Raw genomic sequence first — 17,899 nt, 5'->3', positions numbered from 1 at the left:
ATGCCCACAACATGACCCAGCGCCCCGGAACGGGACGCGAAAACGAAATAACACCCCAGGCCGAGGCCGGTCGCTGACCGCCCCCTTAGAAGGAGAGCCCCGATGACGAAGTATGATGAAAACTGGGCCCGCGCCGAAGAAGCCAAGCGCAAGTGGCTTGCCGAGAACGGTCTGTATTCGGAGGAAGAAGAGCATTCATCCTGCGGTGTTGGCCTTGTCGTGTCGATTGATGGAAAACCCAGCCGCAAGGTTGTTGAGGCGGGAATTACCGCGCTGAAGGCGATCTGGCACCGGGGTGCTGTGGATGCAGACGGCAAGACCGGCGATGGCGCGGGTATTCACGTTCAGATCCCCGTCAACTTCTTCTATGACCAGATCCGCCGTACCGGCCACGAGCCGCAGATGGATCGCCTGATGGCGGTTGGTCAGGTGTTCCTGCCGCGTACTGACCATGGGGCACAGGAATCGTGCCGGACCATCGTGGAAACCGAAGTTCTCAAGATGGGGTATTCCATCTATGGCTGGCGCCATGTTCCTGTGGACATCACCTGCCTGGGCGAAAAGGCCAACGCGACCCGTCCTGAGATCGAGCAGATCCTGATTTCGAACTCGAAAGGTGTCGACGAAGAACAGTTCGAACGCGAACTCTATGTGATCCGTCGTCGGATCGAGAAAGCGGCTGCTGCGGCCAACATCGCGGGTCTTTACGTGGCATCGCTGTCGTGCCGGTCGATCATCTACAAGGGTATGATGCTCGCCGAGCAGGTGGCCGTGTTCTATCCCGACCTGCAGGACGAGCGCTTTGAATCGGCCTTTGCGATTTATCACCAGCGCTATTCGACCAACACGTTCCCGCAGTGGTGGTTGGCGCAGCCGTTCCGCATGCTGGCCCACAACGGCGAAATCAACACGCTCAAGGGCAACCTGAACTGGATGAAGAGCCACGAGATCCGCCTTGCGTCGGCGGCGTTTGGTGAGCTGGCCGAAGACATCAAGCCGATTGTGCCGGGCGGAAGCTCGGACTCGGCGGCGCTGGATGCCGTTTTCGAGATGATGGTGCGGGCCGGGCGGTCTGCGCCGATGGCGAAAACCATGCTGGTGCCCGAAAGCTGGTCGCAGCAGGCGGTAGAGTTGCCGCAGGCGTGGCGCGACATGTATTCCTACTGCAACTCGGTCATGGAACCGTGGGACGGCCCTGCCGCGCTGGCGATGACCGATGGTCGCTGGGTTTGTGCCGGTTTGGACCGGAACGGTCTGCGCCCGATGCGCTATGTCGTGACCGGGGATGGTCTGCTGATCTCAGGCTCCGAAGCGGGCATGGTGCCGATTGACGAATTCAACGTCATCGAGAAAGGCGCGCTGGGTCCGGGGCAGCTTTTGGCCGTGGATATGGAAGAGGGCAAGCTTTACCACGACACCGAGATCAAGGACAAACTGGCCAATGCCCGCCCCTATGGCGAGTGGGTTGGCAAAATCCGTGACCTCGGCGAGGAGTTGGGCGAGATCGAGGAGAAGCCCAGCTTTGCCGGTGAAGAGCTGCGCAAGCGCCAGATCGCGGCCGGGTTCAGCATGGAAGAGGTTGAGCAGATCCTTGCGCCGATGGCCGAGGATGGCAAAGAGGCGCTGGCCTCGATGGGCGATGACACGCCGAGCGCGGTTCTCTCGAAGATGTATCGTCCGCTGAGCCATTTCTTCCGCCAGAACTTCAGCCAGGTCACCAACCCGCCGATCGACAGCCTGCGCGAATACCGGGTGATGAGCCTCAAGACGCGGTTCGGCAACCTCAAGAACGTTCTGGACGAAGACGGCAGCCAGACCGAGATCGTGATGCTGGAAAGCCCCTTCGTGGGCAACACCCAGTTCGCGCACCTTCTCAAGGCGTTCGATGACACGGTGGTACGGATCGACTGTACCTTCGAAGCGGGTGCCGGGGACGGTGCGCTGCGCAAAGGTCTGGAACGGATTCGCGCCGAGGCCGAGGACGCGGTGCGCAGCGGTGCGGGGCATATCGTGCTGAGCGACGAGGCGCAGGGCGAGGCCAAGGTTGGCATGCCGATGATCCTTGCCACGAGCGCCGTGCACAGCCACCTGACGCGCAAGGGGCTGCGGACCTTCTGTTCGCTGAACGTGCGGTCTGCCGAGTGTATCGACCCGCATTACTTTGCCGTGCTGATCGGCGCCGGTGCGACCGTGGTGAACGCCTATCTCGCAGAAGACACGCTGGCCGACCGGATTGCACGGGGGCTTGCCGACGGGTCTCTGACCGAGAATGTCGCGCGCTATCGCGAGGCGGTGGATCAGGGGTTGCTGAAGATCATGGCCAAGATGGGGATCTCGGTGATCTCGTCCTATCGCGGCGGTCTGAACTTTGAAGCCGTGGGCCTGTCGCGTGCGATGTGTGCGGAATACTTCCCCGGCATGATCAGCCGTATTTCGGGTATCGGTGTGACCGGTATCCAGAAAAAGGTTGAAGAAGTGCATGCCAAGGGCTGGCTGAGCGGGCAGGATGTGTTGCCCATCGGTGGCTTCTACAAGGCACGCAAGTCGGGCGAAACCCATGCCTGGGGTGCGCAGACCATGCACATGATGCAGGCGGCCTGCAACCGTGCCTCCTACCAGCTTTGGAAGCAGTATAGCGAGAAGATGCGGGCGAACCCGCCGATCCATCTGCGCGATCTGCTGGACATCAAGCCGCTGGGCAAGGCGATCCCGATCGAGGAAGTGGAATCGATCACCGCGATCCGCAAGCGGTTCGTGACGCCAGGGATGTCGCTGGGCGCGCTGAGCCCCGAGGCGCACAAGACGCTGAACGTGGCGATGAACCGGATCGGTGCAAAATCCGACTCGGGTGAAGGCGGGGAAGATCCGGCGCATTTCGTGCCGGAGCCCAACGGCGACAACCCGTCGGCCAAGATCAAGCAGGTGGCGTCGGGCCGTTTCGGTGTGACTGCCGAATACCTGAACCAGTGCGAAGAGCTGGAGATCAAGGTCGCGCAGGGCGCAAAGCCGGGTGAAGGTGGTCAGCTGCCGGGCATGAAGGTCACGGACCTGATTGCGCGTCTGCGCCATTCGACCAAGGGCGTGACCTTGATCTCGCCGCCGCCTCACCACGACATCTATTCGATCGAGGACCTTGCACAGCTGATCTATGACCTGAAACAGATCAACCCGCGCTGCAAGGTGACGGTGAAGCTGGTGGCGTCCTCGGGCGTTGGCACGATTGCGGCCGGCGTGGCCAAGGCGAAAGCGGATATCATCCTGATCTCGGGCGGCAATGGCGGCACCGGGGCATCTCCGGCGACCTCGATCAAGTTCGCGGGTCTGCCCTGGGAAATGGGTCTGACCGAGGCGCATCAGGTTCTGGCGATGAACAAGCTGCGGGACCGGGTCACGTTGCGGACCGACGGTGGCTTGCGCACGGGTCGTGACATCGTGATGGCCGCAATGATGGGCGCCGAGGAATACGGTATCGGCACCGCCGCGCTGATCGCGATGGGCTGTATCATGGTGCGTCAGTGCCAGTCGAACACCTGCCCGGTTGGTGTATGTACGCAGGATGAAGATCTGCGCAAGAAATACACCGGCAGCGCGGACAAGGTGGTGAACCTGATCACCTTCTATGCGCAGGAAGTGCGTGAGATCCTTGCCAGCATCGGTGCACGCTCGCTGGACGAGATCATCGGCCGGGCCGACCTGTTGGCACAGGTCAGCCGTGGGGCTGCGCATCTGGACGACCTCGACCTCAACCCACTGTTGATCACGGTCGATGGGGCTGCAGAGATCGTCTACGACCGCCACAAGCCGCGTAATGCCGTGCCGGATACGCTTGATGCGGAAATCGTGCGTGACGCGCATCGCTTCCTTGAGGATGGCGAGAAGATGCAGCTTTCCTATGCGGTGCAGAACACGCACCGGACGGTGGGCACGCGGACCTCGTCCTATATCGTGCGCAACTTCGGGATGCGCAACGCACTACAGGAGGATCACCTGACCGTGAAGCTGACCGGTTCTGCCGGACAGTCGCTCGGGGCGTTTGCCGCGCCGGGGCTCAAGATCGAAGTGTCAGGGGATGCCAACGACTATGTCGGCAAGGGCCTGTCGGGTGGCATGGTCGTCGTGCGCCCGCCGATGGCGAGCCCGCTGACGGCGAGTGAAAACACCATCATCGGCAACACGGTTCTTTATGGGGCCACCGACGGCCACCTGTTTGCCGCCGGACGCGCCGGGGAACGGTTCGCTGTGCGCAACTCGGGGGCCAAAGTGGTGATCGAGGGGTGTGGCAGCAACGGCTGTGAATACATGACCGGTGGTGTTGCCGTGATCCTTGGCGAGATCGGGGCCAACTTTGGCGCGGGCATGACCGGCGGCATGGCCTATCTCTATGACCCGGAGAACAAGGCCGAAGCGGTCATGAACATGGAGACGCTGGTGACTTGTCCCGTGACGGTTGCGCATTGGGAAGCCCAGTTGAAGGGCCTGATCGAGCGTCACGTGGCCGAGACCGGAAGCCGCAAGGGCGCCGACATCCTGCAGCATTGGGATGTGGAAAAGGCCAACTTCCTTCAGGTTTGCCCGAAAGAGATGCTGGTGCATCTCAAGCATCCGCTGAGCGTAGAAGAGGCGGCGGTTCCTGCCGAATAACCGGGCATTCGACCCAAGATTTGAAACCCCGCAGACCCATGGCCTGCGGGGTTTTTCGCTTGATTTGGCAGATTTCAGCCCTTGGGCGCATACTGGAGCCATATTCCGGGAGAATCATCATGATCAAGCAAATTTGGATGGGTGTTGTTCTTTGGTTGTCGCTACCGTTTGCTGCTTTCGCGGGGCAATGCGGATACGACTATTGCTGGGGTGCCGTTGGGATTGGTCCTGGGGGCGCTTGGGGCTATTCCTATGGTCAGTACTCCGAGCAGGATGCGATCAATCTGTTGCAGAACGAATGTGGCTGGGATTGTGACACCGTGCGCACCTTCTACAACACTTGCGGCGCCATGGCGTCTGGCAGCAATGGCAGCTGGGGATTCGGCTGGGGCGGGTCGCGCTCCATCGCCGAGTCGAACGCGTTGGACTATTGCTATCAATACGGCAACAACTGCCAGGTCCGTGTCTGGGCCTGTTCCCCCTGAAGCGTGACCTTGCGACGCTTGCGTGGAAACGCCTGAGCGTCTACTCCATCGCTCAATAACGATTGGGCTAGGTATGAGCGGGAAGAAGGCGCCGAAGAAGCAGAGATGGACCAGGCGCCAATGGCTGCGCCTGCGCTATTGGTTGCGGCGTGCGGCAGTCTGGCTGGTCTCGCTGATCATCCTTGTCGTTCTTCTGTTTTCGGTGGTGAACCCGCCGACCACGATGACCATGCTGTCCGAAACACGACGGTTGGGCAGAGTGGATCAGGAGTGGGTGCCGATCGAAGAGATCGCGCCGGTCATGCGCCGGTCGGTCGTGGCGGCAGAGGACGCCAACTTCTGTCTGCACTGGGGGTTTGACATGAAGGCGATCCGTGCCGCGCTTGATGAGGGCGCGGGGCGCGGGGCTTCGACGATCAGTCAGCAGGTGGTCAAGAATGTGTATCTCTGGCAGGGGCGCAGCTGGGCGCGCAAGGCGATCGAAGCGCTGCTGACGCCGTTGGTCGAGATCACGTGGTCCAAGCGGCGTATTCTGGAAGTCTACCTTAACGTGGCCGAGTTCGATGAAGGGGTGTTTGGCGTCGAAGCGGCGGCGCGGCATTACTTTGGCGTGGGGCCGGAAGACCTGAGCGCGGTGCAGGCCGCGCGGCTGGCGGCGGTGCTGCCCAACCCGAAGAAACGGTCGGCAAGCAATCCGTCTGCCGCTTTGCGCAAACGCGCGGCGCGGATCATGGACGGGGCGGCGACCATCCGCGACGAGGCCCGTGCGGCGTGTTTCGAGGATTGAAAATCCGCGCGCGGCAAGGCATTGAGGGAGAAATCCCGCTAAATGGTGTGTTGCCGCGATGAACCGACTTTTCCATGTTCCCTTGTCCCCGTTCTGCCGCAAGGTGCGCCTGAGCCTGGCCGAAAAACGGATCGAGGTGGAGCTTGTGGAAGAACGGTATTGGGAAAAGGACGCCGATTTCTTGCGTCGCAACCCGGCGGCCAAGGTCCCGGTACTTAAGATGGACGGCAAGATGATGGCCGAGAGCAGCGCCATCTGTGAATACCTTGAGGAAAAGTACCCCGAACCTTCTTTGATGCCGCGCGATCCGGACGGGCGCTATGAAGTGCGCCGCCTAGTGGCGTGGTTCGATGACAAGTTCCACAACGAGGTGACATCAAAGCTGCTTTACGAGCGGGTCAACAAGAAGGTGATGGGCACGGGCTATCCCGACAGCGCCAACGTCAAGGCAGGGGCCAAGGCGATCAAATATCACCTCGATTACATGCACTGGCTTCTCGATCATCGTCGCTGGCTGGCCGGGGACGTGATGACGCTGGCTGATTTTGCGGCGGCCGCGCACCTGTCGTCGCTGGATTACATTTCGGACGTGGATTGGAACCGGTCCGAAGTTGTCAAGGACTGGTATGCGACAATCAAGTCACGCCCGGCCTTTCGTGCCATTCTGGCGGACCAGATTCCCGGTTTCCCACCGCCCGCGCATTATGCCGATCTGGATTTCTAATAAAGGGGGGCCAGCCCCCCGTCGCCTGTGGCGACTCCCCCCGAGGTATTTTTGGAAAAAGAAAGAGGTGACCCGGTGTCTGCCGAACTGAAGGCGCGGCTGATCGAAGAAGCGCGCGCGATCGGGTTTGACCGGGCACGCATCTGCCTGCCAGACGCCGTGGGCCATGTGGCGGAGGGTTTGGACGGATTTCTGGACAAGGGTTATCATGGGCAGATGGGATGGCTTGCGGAGCGCACCCACTGGCGCAGCGACCCTTCGGTTTTGTGGCCCGAGGCGCGCTCGGTCATTGTTCTGGCGGAGAGCTATACCCCCGAGCACGATCCGACGGAGGTGCACGGGATGCCGGATCGGGGGGCGATTTCGGTCTATGCCCAGAACAAGGATTACCACGACATCGTCAAGAAGCGGCTCAAGCGGTTGGCGCGATGGCTGATTTCCGAGGCCGGGGGCGAGGTGAAGGTGTTCGTGGATACGGCCCCGGTGCCGGAAAAACCGTTGGGGCAGGCTGCGGGGCTGGGCTGGCAGGGCAAGCATACCAACCTCGTGAGCCGCGAGATCGGATCCTGGTTCTTCATCGGGTCGGTGTTCACCACGCTGGATCTTCCCGTCGATGAAGTCGAAGTGGATCATTGCGGGTCGTGCAGCGCCTGTCTTGATGCCTGCCCGACCGGGGCATTCCCTGCGCCGCATCAGATCGACGCGCGCCGCTGTATTTCCTATCTGACTATCGAACACCACGGGCCGGTGGACGAGGCGCTGCGCCCGCTGCTGGGTAATCGAATCTACGGCTGCGACGATTGCCTTGCGGCCTGTCCTTGGAACAAGTTTGCTCAAGACGCGCGCGAGATGCGTTATGCCGCGCGGGACGACTTGGTGACTCCTGGGCTGGCCGAGCTTGCGATGTTGGATGATGCGACCTTTCGGGCGCATTTTTCCGGGTCGCCGATCAAGCGCATCAAGCGTGATCGGTTCGTGCGCAATGTACTTTATGCGATCGGGAATTCCGGTGAGCGCGCTCTGGTCCCAGTGGCGCAGGCACTGTGCGATGATCCTGACGCAACTGTGGCGGATGCGGCGCGATGGGCGGTGGCGCGGCTGCAAGAGGTCGCAAACAGGCTGGATTAGCCCATGCTCTTGGCGTTACCTGCGCGGGCGTGAACAGGAAGGGAAGACCTGAATGGCCTTGTCATTGGGGGTGGATACGGGCGGCACCTACACGGATGCGGTGCTGATCCGGGATGAGCGGGACGTGATTGCCACGGCCAAGGCGCTGACCACGCGGCACGACCTTGCCGAGGGGATCGGGGCAGCGGTGTCGGATGTATTGCAACAATCCGGAGTGGACGTGGCAGAGGTGGCCTTGGCGTCTCTTTCGACGACGCTGGCCACCAATGCGCTTGTCGAGGGGCAAGGCGGGCGCGTTGCGCTTGTCCTTATCGGCTTCCGGGAAAGTGACCTTGAAAAGCATGGGCTGGATGCGGCGCTGGCGGGTGATCCGGCGCTTGTGCTGGCCGGGGGACATGATCATTCCGGCAATGAACGCGCTCCGCTGGACGAGGAGACGTTGCGGACATGGCTTGCGTCCGAAGCCGGAGCGGTTTCGGGGTTTGCCGTCGCCGGGCAGTTCGCGACACGAAATGCGGCGCATGAGCAACGGGTCTGCGACATCATCCGCGAAGTGACCGGGCGCCCGGTGAGTGCGTCACATCACCTTTCCTCGCGCCTGAACGGACCCAAGCGTGCCATGACGGCGGTGTTGAATGCGCGCCTGATCGGCATGATCGACCGTCTGATCGGACGTGCGCAGGCGCGGCTGACCGAACTGGGGATATCGGCCCCCTTGATGGTTGTGCGGGGGGATGGGGCATTGATCTCGGCCACGTTTGCCCGGGAGCGGCCGATCGAAACCATCCTCAGCGGACCGGCCGCGTCGATTGTCGGCGCGCGCTGGTTGACCGGGGCGCAGGACGCGCTGGTCAGCGACATTGGCGGAACGACGACAGACGTGGCGGTGCTGCGCGATGGGCACCCGGCGATTGATCCCGATGGCGCCCGCGTGGGGCCCTATCGGACCATGGTCGAAGCCGTTGCCATGCGCACGTTCGGGCTCGGCGGTGACAGCGAAGTGCACTTTCTGAGCGAAGGCCTGCAGGGCGGTGTTACCCTTGGGCCGCGCCGGGTGTTGCCGGTGTCCTTGCTTGCCAGCGAGGCACCTGAGGTGGTGCATGCCGCACTGGATGACCAGTTGCGCCGGGCTGTGCCGGGGGAACATGACGGACGATTTGTGCGCGCGGTCGCGGGGGCGGCGGCGGATGGGCTTGCCCCGCGCGAAGCGGCCTTGCTCGAAAGGATCGGCGGTACGGTGCACCCCGTCGGTGATGTGTTGCGGATGCGGATTGATGCCAAGGCGTTAAGACGGTTGGTCGAACGCGGACTTGTTCAGATGTCCGGTGTCACGCCCTCCGACGCGAGCCACGTACTCGGGACGCAGGGGGCATGGGACACGAGCGCGGCGGAAAAGGCCCTGCGTCTCATGGGGCGCCGTAGAACCGGGGCGGGCAGCATGCTGTCTCCTGATCCGGGGGACATGGCGCGACGTATCGTGGACCAGCTGACATATCAGACGGGGCTGGCGCTGCTTGAAACGGCGTTTGCTGAAGACGGGAGAGATTTCGGTTTGCCGCCGGACCAGCTGGCGCGGCATGTCCTGATGCAGGCGGGCTTGGGCGGATATCGTGGTCTGGTGCGGTTGGAGACCGGGCTGAGCGGGCCGGTGATCGGCTTGGGCGCTTCAGCCCCGGTTTATTACCCGGCGGTGGGAGACAGGCTGGGATGCCGTATGGACCTGCCGCAGCACGCGGATGTTGCGAATGCCATCGGTGCGGTGGTCGGGCGTGTGACGATCCGCAGGTCGGGGACCGTGACGGCCCCGGCTGAGGGGCGCTATCGGGTGCATCTTGACACGGGGCCGGAAGATTTCAGCGATGCCGAGGCGGCGATGGCCCGGTTGCAAGACGTTCTTTCAGATACCGCCAGGGCGGAAGCCCGGGCCGCCGGGGCCGAGGACATCCACCTCACAACCCGGCGCGATATTCGCAAGGCCGAGGCCGAAGCGCGGGAGATCTTCATCGAGGCCATAGTGCATGTCGAAGCGTCCGGCCGCCCGCGTATCGCGCGCGACTGATCTTTCTTTTTCCAGAAATACCCTGGGGGGTGAACGCCGACTTGGAAACGGTCCGGTGGACCGTTTCAGGCGTGAACGGGCGGAGCCCGCCCCCTGGGGCGGCGGGGGCAAAGCCCCCTTCAGGCTCAGCTTTGCTGAGCCTCCCGCCGTGGCAAGACCCAGTCGGGCCGCGCAAAGTGGCAGGTGTAGCCGTTGGGGTGTTTTTCCAGGTAGTCCTGATGCTCTTCCTCGGCCTCCCAGAAATCACCCACCGGCTCGACCTCGGTCACGACCTTGCCGGGCCAGAGGCCCGAAGCGTCAACATCGGCAATCGTGTCGAGCGCCACGGCTTTCTGGTCTTCGGTCACGTAGTAGATCGCCGAACGGTAGGACATGCCAAGGTCATTGCCCTGCCGGTTGACCGTCGTGGGGTCATGGATCTGGAAGAAGAACTCCAGGAGTTTGCGGTAGCTGATCCGGGACGGGTCGTAAACGATCTCGATCCCTTCGGCATGGGTGCCGTGGTTGCGATAGGTGGCGTTGGGAACATCGCCGCCAGTATAGCCGACGCGGGTCGAGATCACTCCGTCCATCTTGCGGATCAGATCCTGCATGCCCCAGAAACATCCCCCTGCGAGTACTGCGCGTTCGCTCATGTCACGTCCTCCACCTGATCCAGATAGGCGCCATAGCCTTCTGCCTCCATGTCGTCCTTATGCACAAAACGCAAGGACGCCGAGTTGATACAGTAGCGCAGGCCCCCGCGATCCGTCGGGCCGTCGGGAAAGACGTGGCCAAGGTGGCTGTCGCCATGTTTGGAGCGCACCTCGGTGCGGATCATGCCATGGGTGCTGTCATGGTGCTCGGTCACGTGCGCCGGTTCAATGGGTTTGGTGAAGCTGGGCCAGCCACAGCCCGACTCGTACTTGTCAGAACTGGCAAACAAAGGCTCGCCTGACACCACGTCCACATAGATGCCGGGGTCTTTGTTATAGAGCAGCTTGCCCGAGCCGGGCCGTTCGGTGCCGCTTTCCTGCGTTACCCAGAACTGCTCATCGGTGAGCGCGGCAATCGCGTCCGGGTCGCGTCGGTATTGGGTCATGACTGATCTTCCTGTCCAAATGCGTCTGTGCATTATTTGGAAGCTTCACGGAAAATACAAATGCAGGTTTCAGATCGTTGACGCAGAGTTGATCCGCACACCGATCTGCGGCGTAATCTTGAAAAGCCTTGAAAGGAGATCGCGATGAAACCTGTTCTTGCCGTTCTGCTCTCGCTTTGGGCCACCGTTTCCGTGGCGCTGGAGCTGGATGCGCCGTTTGACAATATCGACGGCGGGCAGCTTGCCCTGTCGCAATGGGCCGGGCAGCCGGTTCTGGTCGTAAACACCGCCTCGCGCTGTGGCTATACCGACCAGTATGCGGGGCTTCAGAAGCTCTATGATACCTATCGCGCGCAGGGGCTGGTGGTGCTGGCTGTGCCATCCGATGACTTTCGTCAGGAATTGTCGAGCAATGAAGCGGTCAAGGAATTCTGCGAGCTGCAATATGGCATCGACCTACCCATGACCGGGATCACCTCGGTCAAGGGCACGGACGCGCACCCCTTCTATCGCTCGCTGAAAGATGAGACAGGATTTCGCCCGCGCTGGAATTTCAACAAGGTTTTGATCGGGCCGGACGGCACGGTAGTGGACACTTATGGATCTCGCACCAAGCCGATGTCGCGCGAGATCCGCGACGCGGTCGAAGCGCTCTTGCCCGTCCGCGCCACAAGTTCCTAAGAGCGCATATTGGCCCCGTTCGCGTCATAGATCGGGGCGCCCAACACCTTGGCTATGTATGCTTCGCCAAGGATCTCCACCTGCAATTCTGTGCCCGGCGCTGCGTGGTCGATGCTGACATAGCCCATTGCCATGGATTTCCCGGCGTGATGCGCATAGCCGCCCGAACTGACATAGCCGACAGCGTCACCATCGCTTAGAATGGCCTCGTCGCCCGAGACGTCAATACCGTCCACATCAATGGTCATCGTCACCAGCTTGCGCGAGACTCCGGCCTCGCGCAGCGCAAGCGTGGCGTCCTTGCCGACGAAATCCTTGTTCCAGTTGATGAACGCGTCCATGCCGCTTTCGACGGCGTTGAAATCCGGGCGATAGTCGAGCGTCCACACGCCCCAACCCTTTTCCAGCCGCATCGACATCAACGCGCGCGCGCCGTACCAGCGATAGCCAAGATCGGCCCCAGCGTCTTCGATGGCCTCGGCAAGGCGCAGGAGATATTGCGGCTTGCAGTAGATTTCATAGCCAAGTTCACCGGAAAAGCTGATCCGGCTGAGGATCACAGGGACACCCCCGACATATGTCTGGCGCAGGTCGCGGAAGCGCAGGCCCTCGGCGCTGACGTCTTCTCGGGTGATGCGGGCCAGCAGCTCGCGGGATTTCGGACCCGACAGGGCAATGCCGTGCCAGTCGTCGCTGACATTGGCATAGGTCACATCAGCGGGCAGATCCTTTTCGAACCAGCGGCGATGGGCCTCCTGCATGGCGCCCGAGCCGAAGAGGATAAAGTGATCCTCGGAGAGGCAGGCCACCGTCAGATCGCCATAAAGCTTGCCCTTGGGAGTGAGCATCGGGGTCAGGGTCAGGCGGCCCGGCTTGGGGACATATCCTGCCAAGACCCGATCAAGATAGGCACGCGCGCCCGGCCCCTTGACCTCGTGCTTGGCAAAGTTGGCGATCTCAATGCCCCCCACTGCCTCGCGCACGGCTTTGACTTCGCGGGCGACATAGGCGTGGCTACGGTTGCGTTCAAAGCTTGGGTCTTCCCAAGCGTCCTCGGGACCATCGGCAAACCAGAGTGCGTTTTCAAGGCCGAAGCCCTGTCCCATGCGCGCGCCCTTGGCGACAAGGCGGTCATAAAGAGCGGTGGTTTTCTGCAACCGGCCCTTGGGCAGCGTTTCGTTGGGGAAGGTCATCACGAAGCGGCGTTCGTAATTCTCGGTCGATTTCACCGTGCCCCAGTCCGGTGTCGCCCAATCTCCGAAACGTGCAACATCCATGGCCCAGACGTCGATCGAGGGTTCCCCGTCGATCATCCATTCCGCCATGGTCAGACCCACGCCGCCGCCCTGACAGAAGCCCGCCATGACGCCAACGGCGCACCAGTAGTTCTTCATGCCCGGCACCGGGCCGATCATCGGGTTGCCATCGGGGCCAAAGGTGAATGGGCCGTTGATCGCATCCTTGATCCCGGCTTCGGCCAGCGCCGGGATGCGGTCGAAGGCCAGCTCAAGCCGATCGGCAATGTGGTCGAGATTGGGGGGCAACAACTCGTGCCCGAAATCCCACGGCGTGCCGTCAACCTTCCACGGCACACCTGTCGGTTCATAGGTGCCCAGGAGCATACCTTCGCGTTCCTGCCGGAAATAGATGTTGGCCTCGTAGTCAATCCCGCAGGGCAGGCGGCGGTCCGCGTTGGCGATCTCGTCGATGCGCTCGGTGATCAGGTAATGGTGTTCCATCGGTTGTACGGGCAGGTGCAGCCCCTGCATATGCCCGACTTCGCGCGCCCAGAGACCACCGCAGTTCACGATATGCTCGGCATTGATCACGCCCTTGGGCGTGGTCACGTCCCAGCTGCCATTGGCGCGCTGGGTGGTGGCCGTGACAGGGGTGTGGGTGAAGTATTGGGCTCCGTGCACCCGCGCGGCCTTGGCAAAGGCATAGGTGGCGCCCGAGGGATCAAGATCGCCATCCTGATCGTCCCACAGCGCGGCATAATAGTGTTTCGGGTCAATCAGCGGGTGGCGTTCGGCCACTTCGGCCGGAGAGATGAATTCCTGTTGCAGCCCCATGTAGCGCGCCTTGGAGCGTTCGCGTTTGAGGTAGTCATACCACGTCTTGTTAGAGGCGAGGTAAAAGCCGCCGGTCATGTGCAGGCCGACCGAATGGCCAGAGGTTTCCTCGATCTCCTTGTAAAGGTCGATGGTGTATCCCTGAAGCCGCGAGATATTGGGGTCGGAGCTGATCGTATGGATTTGACCTGCGGCGTGCCAGCTTGACCCGCTGGTGAGTTCATCCCGCTCAAGGAGCACCACGTCCTTCCAGCCGAACTTGGCCAGGTGGAAGAGGATCGAACAGCCTACAACGCCGCCGCCGATCACCACGACCTTGGCATGGCTGGGCAGCTTCTTGCCCGTTGTTGCTTCTTCCTTGTGCACCTCAGGCATGGTCCGCCCCCCTCTTCATTTTACCAAAAATACTCCCGGCGGAGCCTTGAACTCTCTCAGTACCACGCATCGGGCATTTCCTGTTTTCGCCGCGCGACAAAGGCCGCGAGTTCTTCGCGCTTGGCCGGATCCATCTGCGGCGGCTCATAGTTTTGCAGCAGCTCTTTCCAGCGGGCATGCGCGCGTTGGCGCATGTCCTGGGCGCCGCCTTCCTCCCAGCTTTCGACATTCTCGGAATCGCTGAGGCCCGGCGTGTAGAACGCGGTCTGGTAGTTGCGCATCGTATGACCGGTACCGAGAAAATGCCCGCCAGGTTCGACTTCGCCATAGGCGTCGCGGGCCAAAGCCTCATCGCCGACATCCAACCCGTGGCCCAGTTTCTGGTAACCGCCCAGCCGGTCGGCATCCATGATCAGCTTTTCAAAGCCGGTGCACAGCCCACCTTCGAGCCAACCGGCGGAATGCAAGACGAAATTTGCCCCGGCCAGCATGGTGGAATGCATCGAATCGGCGCTTTCATAGGCGGCCTGCGCGTCTTCGATCTTGGAGGCGGTCAGCGAGCCACCGCAGCGCAGAGGCAACCCGGCGCGCCGTGCCAGTTGCCCGATGACATAGTTCGACAATACCGGTTCGGGCATGCCGAACGTCGGCGCGCCGGATTTGAGCGACATCGACGAGAGGAAATTGCCAAGCACAAAGGGCGCGCCCGGGCGGACCAGTTGCGAATAGGCGCAGCACATCAACGCTTCGGCCATGGCCTGCGCAATGCTTGCGGCGGTCGAGACCGGCCCCATGGCGCCGGACAGGATGAAGGGGGCCACGACGATGCCCTGACCGCGCGCGCAATAGGTGCGGATGGCCTGTGTCACCACCTTGTCGACCAGAAGCGGGGAGTTGGTGTTGACGTTGCCCATGATCACGCAGTTCTTGTCCATCACCTCGGCTCCGAACAGGATCTCGGCCATGTCGACACTATCCTGTGCGCGGCTCATTTCGGTGATGGCCCCGAGATGCGGCTTGTCCGAGCAGGTCATGTGCAGGAACAGCATGTCCAGATGCCGCTTGTTCACAGGCACGTCGCAAGGTTCGCAGGTGACAAAGCCGCCGTGGTGCAGGTGCGGGTGCAGATAGGTGAGCTTGACCAGTTGCTCGAACGCCTGCATGTCGCCATATCGGCGACCTCCCTCGAGATCGCGGACAAAAGGCGCCCCGTAAATGGGGGCGAATACCTGGTTTTGCCCGCCGATCACAACAGAACGCTGCGGGTTGCGCGCCAGTTGGGTAAACTGAGAGGGCGCGGTTGCGCAAAGCGCGCGGACCGCGTCCGCCGCCATGCGCACCCTGTCCCCGTCAAGCGTGGCGCCTGCGGCCTGCCAGAGCTGGAGGGCCTCGGGGTCGTCGCGGAACGCAATGCCGACATCCTGCATCAGCCAGTCAACCTGGGTTTCCAATCGGGACAGCTGCTCGTCGTCGAGCAGGTCGAAATAGGCCAGCCCTCGTTGAAGATACGGCGAGGGCGGCGCTCCGGACGGAGCGCTGCGGGGGCGTGAATTGCGGGAGCGGCGCGCCATCTTGGACTCCGAAAGGTGACAGGTTGAGAAATGCTAGGGCGGTGGAACCTCTCTGTGATCCTTGAATTGTGCATGGTTTTGGATAAGCCTGAGTTATGCAGGAACTCTGGAAACTGGTGACGTCGCCGCGCCACCTGATCTTTTTTGAAGCCGCCGCAAGGCACGGGTCATTCACCCGTGCCGCCGGAGAGCTGAACGTGCAGCAACCCGCCGTCAGCGCGGCGATCCGGCAAATGGAGGCGTCCTTGGGGGTGCAACTTTTTAAAAGGGCGCATCGGCAGGTGACGTTGACCCCGGCGGGGGAGCGGTTGTTTGCGGATGTATCACAGGCGCTGGAGAGGGTGCTGACTTCGGCGCGGGCGGTCCACCAGAGGGGCCAGAAGGACCATGTCACGCTCTCTGTTTCGACGGCATTTGCCTATTACTGGATGGTGCCGCGTTTGCAGGTTCTGCATGGCGTGCATCCGGATATTGACCTGCGCTTGCAAACCAGTGACCGGGAGCCGGACATTGATGCCGAGGGGATCAGTCTTGCGGTTCGGCGAGGCTATGGGCAGTGGACCGATTGTCATGCTGAGCTTATCGCGCGCGAGGTGATTTTCCCGATTGCCAGCCCGGCGGTCATGTCACAGGCCAAGGGGCTTTGGCAGGTGTCTGACTTGTTTCAGGAGCGGTTAATCCATCTTGAGGAACCGGTGCGGGAGCGTCCTAACTGGGGGGATTGGTTTGCACATCATGGCGTGCGTGACAGGGCCCCGAAGGCCGGGTTGCGGCTGAATGATTATGCGTTGGTCCTGCAGGCGGCGATGGCGGGGGAGGGGTTTGCCTTTGGCTGGCAGCACGTCACCAAGGGGCTGATTTCGCAAGGGCTTTTGCAAGGGCGCACCGATTGGGGATGGGAGACAGGGGCGGGGTTCTACCTCGTCTGGTCGCGGCGCACGTCGCTGATCCCACAGGCCGAGCGGGTGCGCGATTGGGTCTTGGCGCAAGCCCGCGAGGGGGGATAGGGGGCGCTGCCCCCGCCGCAGTGAAGCCAGGGCTCCGCCCGTTCACGCCGGAAACGGTCCACCGGACCGTTTCCGAGACGGCGCTCACCCCCCGGGGTATTTTCGGAAAAAGAAAGACCTAGGCGGTGGCTGCGCCGAGGGCGGCGTCCATCAGTTGCTTGATCTGCCCTTTGGACGTGCCAGCCACAATACGGCCCAGTTCTTGATCGCCCTTGAGGACAACGAGGGTGGAGCGGCGCGGGATTTTCATCGATTTCACGATGTCGGATTTGCCGTAATCGTCCCAGTCGACATTGATGAAAGTGATGTTGGCTTCGTAGTCGGGGTTTTCGGCTTTGAGCGCGTTGATCACGCGTTCCTGTGCGGCGCAGGTCGAGCACCAGCTGGCCTTGAAGTCGAGAAACACGGTATCGCCCTTGGCGAGGTGCTTTTTGACGAGGCCGGGCGTGTAGTCGAGCGGGGCGGCATGGGCGGCCAGCGGTAGGGCGGTGGCTGCGGCGGAGCGGAACAGGAAATCACGGCGGTTCATGAGGATGGCTCCTTTGGGGTCACAGGGATACGGAGAGGTCGATCAGCCATACGGGCAAGGCGTTGACCAGCCAGGCTTCGATGGCGTGGTGCAGGTTGAAGAACAGCGCCAGCCCGGTGAAGAGGAAGATGACGCCCATGGCCGGGCGGGCCTTGGAGGCGAGGCTGCGCATGAGCGCCTGACGGGATTGCAGGGCCGAGCGGGCGCCGTAGCCGAGGCCGAGGATGAGGGTCGAGACGCCAAGGGCGAAGAACACCATGATGAGCGCGGCGCGGCCCAGGCTTTCGCCCTGGCTGGCCAGAGAGATGGCGCCGCCGAGGGTGGGGCCGACGCAGGGGCTCCAGACCGCGCCAAGCAGCAGGCCGCCGAGGAACTGGCCGCGCAGGGACGTTTGGTCAAGCTGGTCCATGCCGCTGTCGGCGCGGGCGGCGACACCGGCGGTGGCGGTGGAAAAGGCCATTGAAAACTGTGGGATAAGGAGAATCGCTCCGAAGATCATCATCAGCACAGCCCCGGCCTGGGCGATGGTGTCGGGGGTGAGGCCGATGGCGTAGCCAAAGGTGGTGACGGCCATGCCAAGCAGAACAAAGGACAGGCTCATGCCGGTGGCGAGGGCCAGCGGGCCATAGCGGCTGGCCTGCAGGGCGCCGGCTAGCACGATGGGCAGGACCGGAACCACGCAGGGGTTGATCAGGGTCAGCAGGCCCGCGCCGTATGCAAAGAGAAATTCCATGGCATGTTTGTGCCAAGGGTCGATTG

General features: G+C 62.2%; 14 protein-coding genes. 8 read left to right on the top strand and 6 right to left on the bottom strand.

Going from position 1 to position 17,899, the window contains the following annotated elements; all coding sequences use genetic code 11:
• The first annotated feature begins 102 nt into the window (after positions 1–102).
• From gltB to ACS3QZ_RS13130, 6 genes are all read left to right on the top strand, one after another.
• Entirely contained in the window at positions 103–4,641 is a 4,539-nt protein-coding gene (gltB, locus tag ACS3QZ_RS13155) for a glutamate synthase large subunit (RefSeq protein WP_456038243.1), read from the top strand.
• Positions 4,642–4,760: 119 nt separating this feature from the next.
• Positions 4,761–5,126: a DUF4189 domain-containing protein gene (locus tag ACS3QZ_RS13150; protein ID WP_456038242.1), complete on the top strand. Its 366-nt coding sequence runs from the start codon at positions 4,761–4,763 to the stop codon at positions 5,124–5,126.
• A gap of 73 nt (positions 5,127–5,199) precedes the next feature.
• Entirely contained in the window at positions 5,200–5,913 is a 714-nt protein-coding gene (mtgA, locus tag ACS3QZ_RS13145; RefSeq protein ID WP_456038241.1) for a monofunctional biosynthetic peptidoglycan transglycosylase, read from the top strand.
• Between the two features lie 58 nt (positions 5,914–5,971).
• Entirely contained in the window at positions 5,972–6,637 is a 666-nt protein-coding gene (gene fzlA / locus ACS3QZ_RS13140; RefSeq protein ID WP_093091821.1) for an FtsZ-binding protein FzlA, read from the top strand.
• Positions 6,638–6,712: 75 nt separating this feature from the next.
• A complete protein-coding gene (gene queG / locus ACS3QZ_RS13135) occupies positions 6,713–7,765 on the top strand; it encodes a tRNA epoxyqueuosine(34) reductase QueG (protein WP_456038240.1) in 1,053 nt (350 codons plus the stop codon).
• A 52-nt stretch (positions 7,766–7,817) separates the two neighbouring features.
• Complete coding sequence (locus tag ACS3QZ_RS13130) at positions 7,818–9,824, top strand: hydantoinase/oxoprolinase N-terminal domain-containing protein (RefSeq protein WP_456038239.1); 2,007 nt, start codon at positions 7,818–7,820, stop codon at positions 9,822–9,824.
• Between the two features lie 125 nt (positions 9,825–9,949).
• On the opposite strand, the gene msrA is transcribed toward ACS3QZ_RS13130, so the two are convergent.
• Both msrA and msrB read right to left on the bottom strand, forming a co-directional pair.
• Positions 9,950–10,459 carry a peptide-methionine (S)-S-oxide reductase MsrA gene (gene msrA / locus ACS3QZ_RS13125; RefSeq protein ID WP_456038238.1) on the bottom strand — a complete coding sequence of 170 codons (510 nt, stop codon included), beginning with the start codon at positions 10,457–10,459 and terminating at the stop codon, positions 9,950–9,952.
• On the bottom strand, positions 10,456–10,905 hold the full coding sequence (gene msrB, locus ACS3QZ_RS13120) for a peptide-methionine (R)-S-oxide reductase MsrB (protein ID WP_456038237.1): 450 nt from the start codon (positions 10,903–10,905) through the stop codon (positions 10,456–10,458). The genes msrA and msrB overlap by 4 nt, the downstream gene beginning before the upstream one ends.
• 144 nt (positions 10,906–11,049) lie before the next feature.
• On the opposite strand from msrB, the gene ACS3QZ_RS13115 reads away from it, so the two are divergent.
• Positions 11,050–11,586 carry a glutathione peroxidase gene (locus ACS3QZ_RS13115; protein WP_456038236.1) on the top strand — a complete coding sequence of 179 codons (537 nt, stop codon included), beginning with the start codon at positions 11,050–11,052 and terminating at the stop codon, positions 11,584–11,586.
• Here ACS3QZ_RS13115 and ACS3QZ_RS13110 read toward each other — a convergent pair.
• Both ACS3QZ_RS13110 and ACS3QZ_RS13105 read right to left on the bottom strand, forming a co-directional pair.
• A complete protein-coding gene (locus ACS3QZ_RS13110) occupies positions 11,583–14,033 on the bottom strand; it encodes a GcvT family protein (RefSeq protein WP_456038235.1) in 2,451 nt (816 codons plus the stop codon). The two genes, ACS3QZ_RS13115 and ACS3QZ_RS13110, sit on opposite strands and share 4 nt — an antisense overlap.
• Before the next feature lie 56 nt (positions 14,034–14,089).
• Entirely contained in the window at positions 14,090–15,604 is a 1,515-nt protein-coding gene (locus ACS3QZ_RS13105; protein ID WP_456038234.1) for a trimethylamine methyltransferase family protein, read from the bottom strand.
• 95 nt (positions 15,605–15,699) lie between these two features.
• Here ACS3QZ_RS13105 and ACS3QZ_RS13100 point away from each other — a divergent pair, with 95 nt between their 5' ends.
• A complete protein-coding gene (locus ACS3QZ_RS13100) occupies positions 15,700–16,611 on the top strand; it encodes a LysR substrate-binding domain-containing protein (RefSeq protein WP_456038233.1) in 912 nt (303 codons plus the stop codon).
• Between the two features lie 118 nt (positions 16,612–16,729).
• On the opposite strand, the gene ACS3QZ_RS13095 is transcribed toward ACS3QZ_RS13100, so the two are convergent.
• A complete protein-coding gene (locus ACS3QZ_RS13095) occupies positions 16,730–17,140 on the bottom strand; it encodes a thioredoxin family protein (protein ID WP_456038232.1) in 411 nt (136 codons plus the stop codon).
• A 19-nt stretch (positions 17,141–17,159) separates the two neighbouring features.
• Positions 17,160–17,873, bottom strand: a complete 714-nt coding sequence (locus ACS3QZ_RS13090) for a cytochrome c biogenesis CcdA family protein (protein ID WP_456038231.1) — start codon at positions 17,871–17,873, stop codon at positions 17,160–17,162.
• Positions 17,874–17,899: the final 26 nt, after the last annotated feature.

The sequence above is a fragment of the Shimia sp. W99 genome, assembly GCF_053851455.3.
This window is presented reverse-complemented; position numbering and strand designations above follow the sequence as displayed.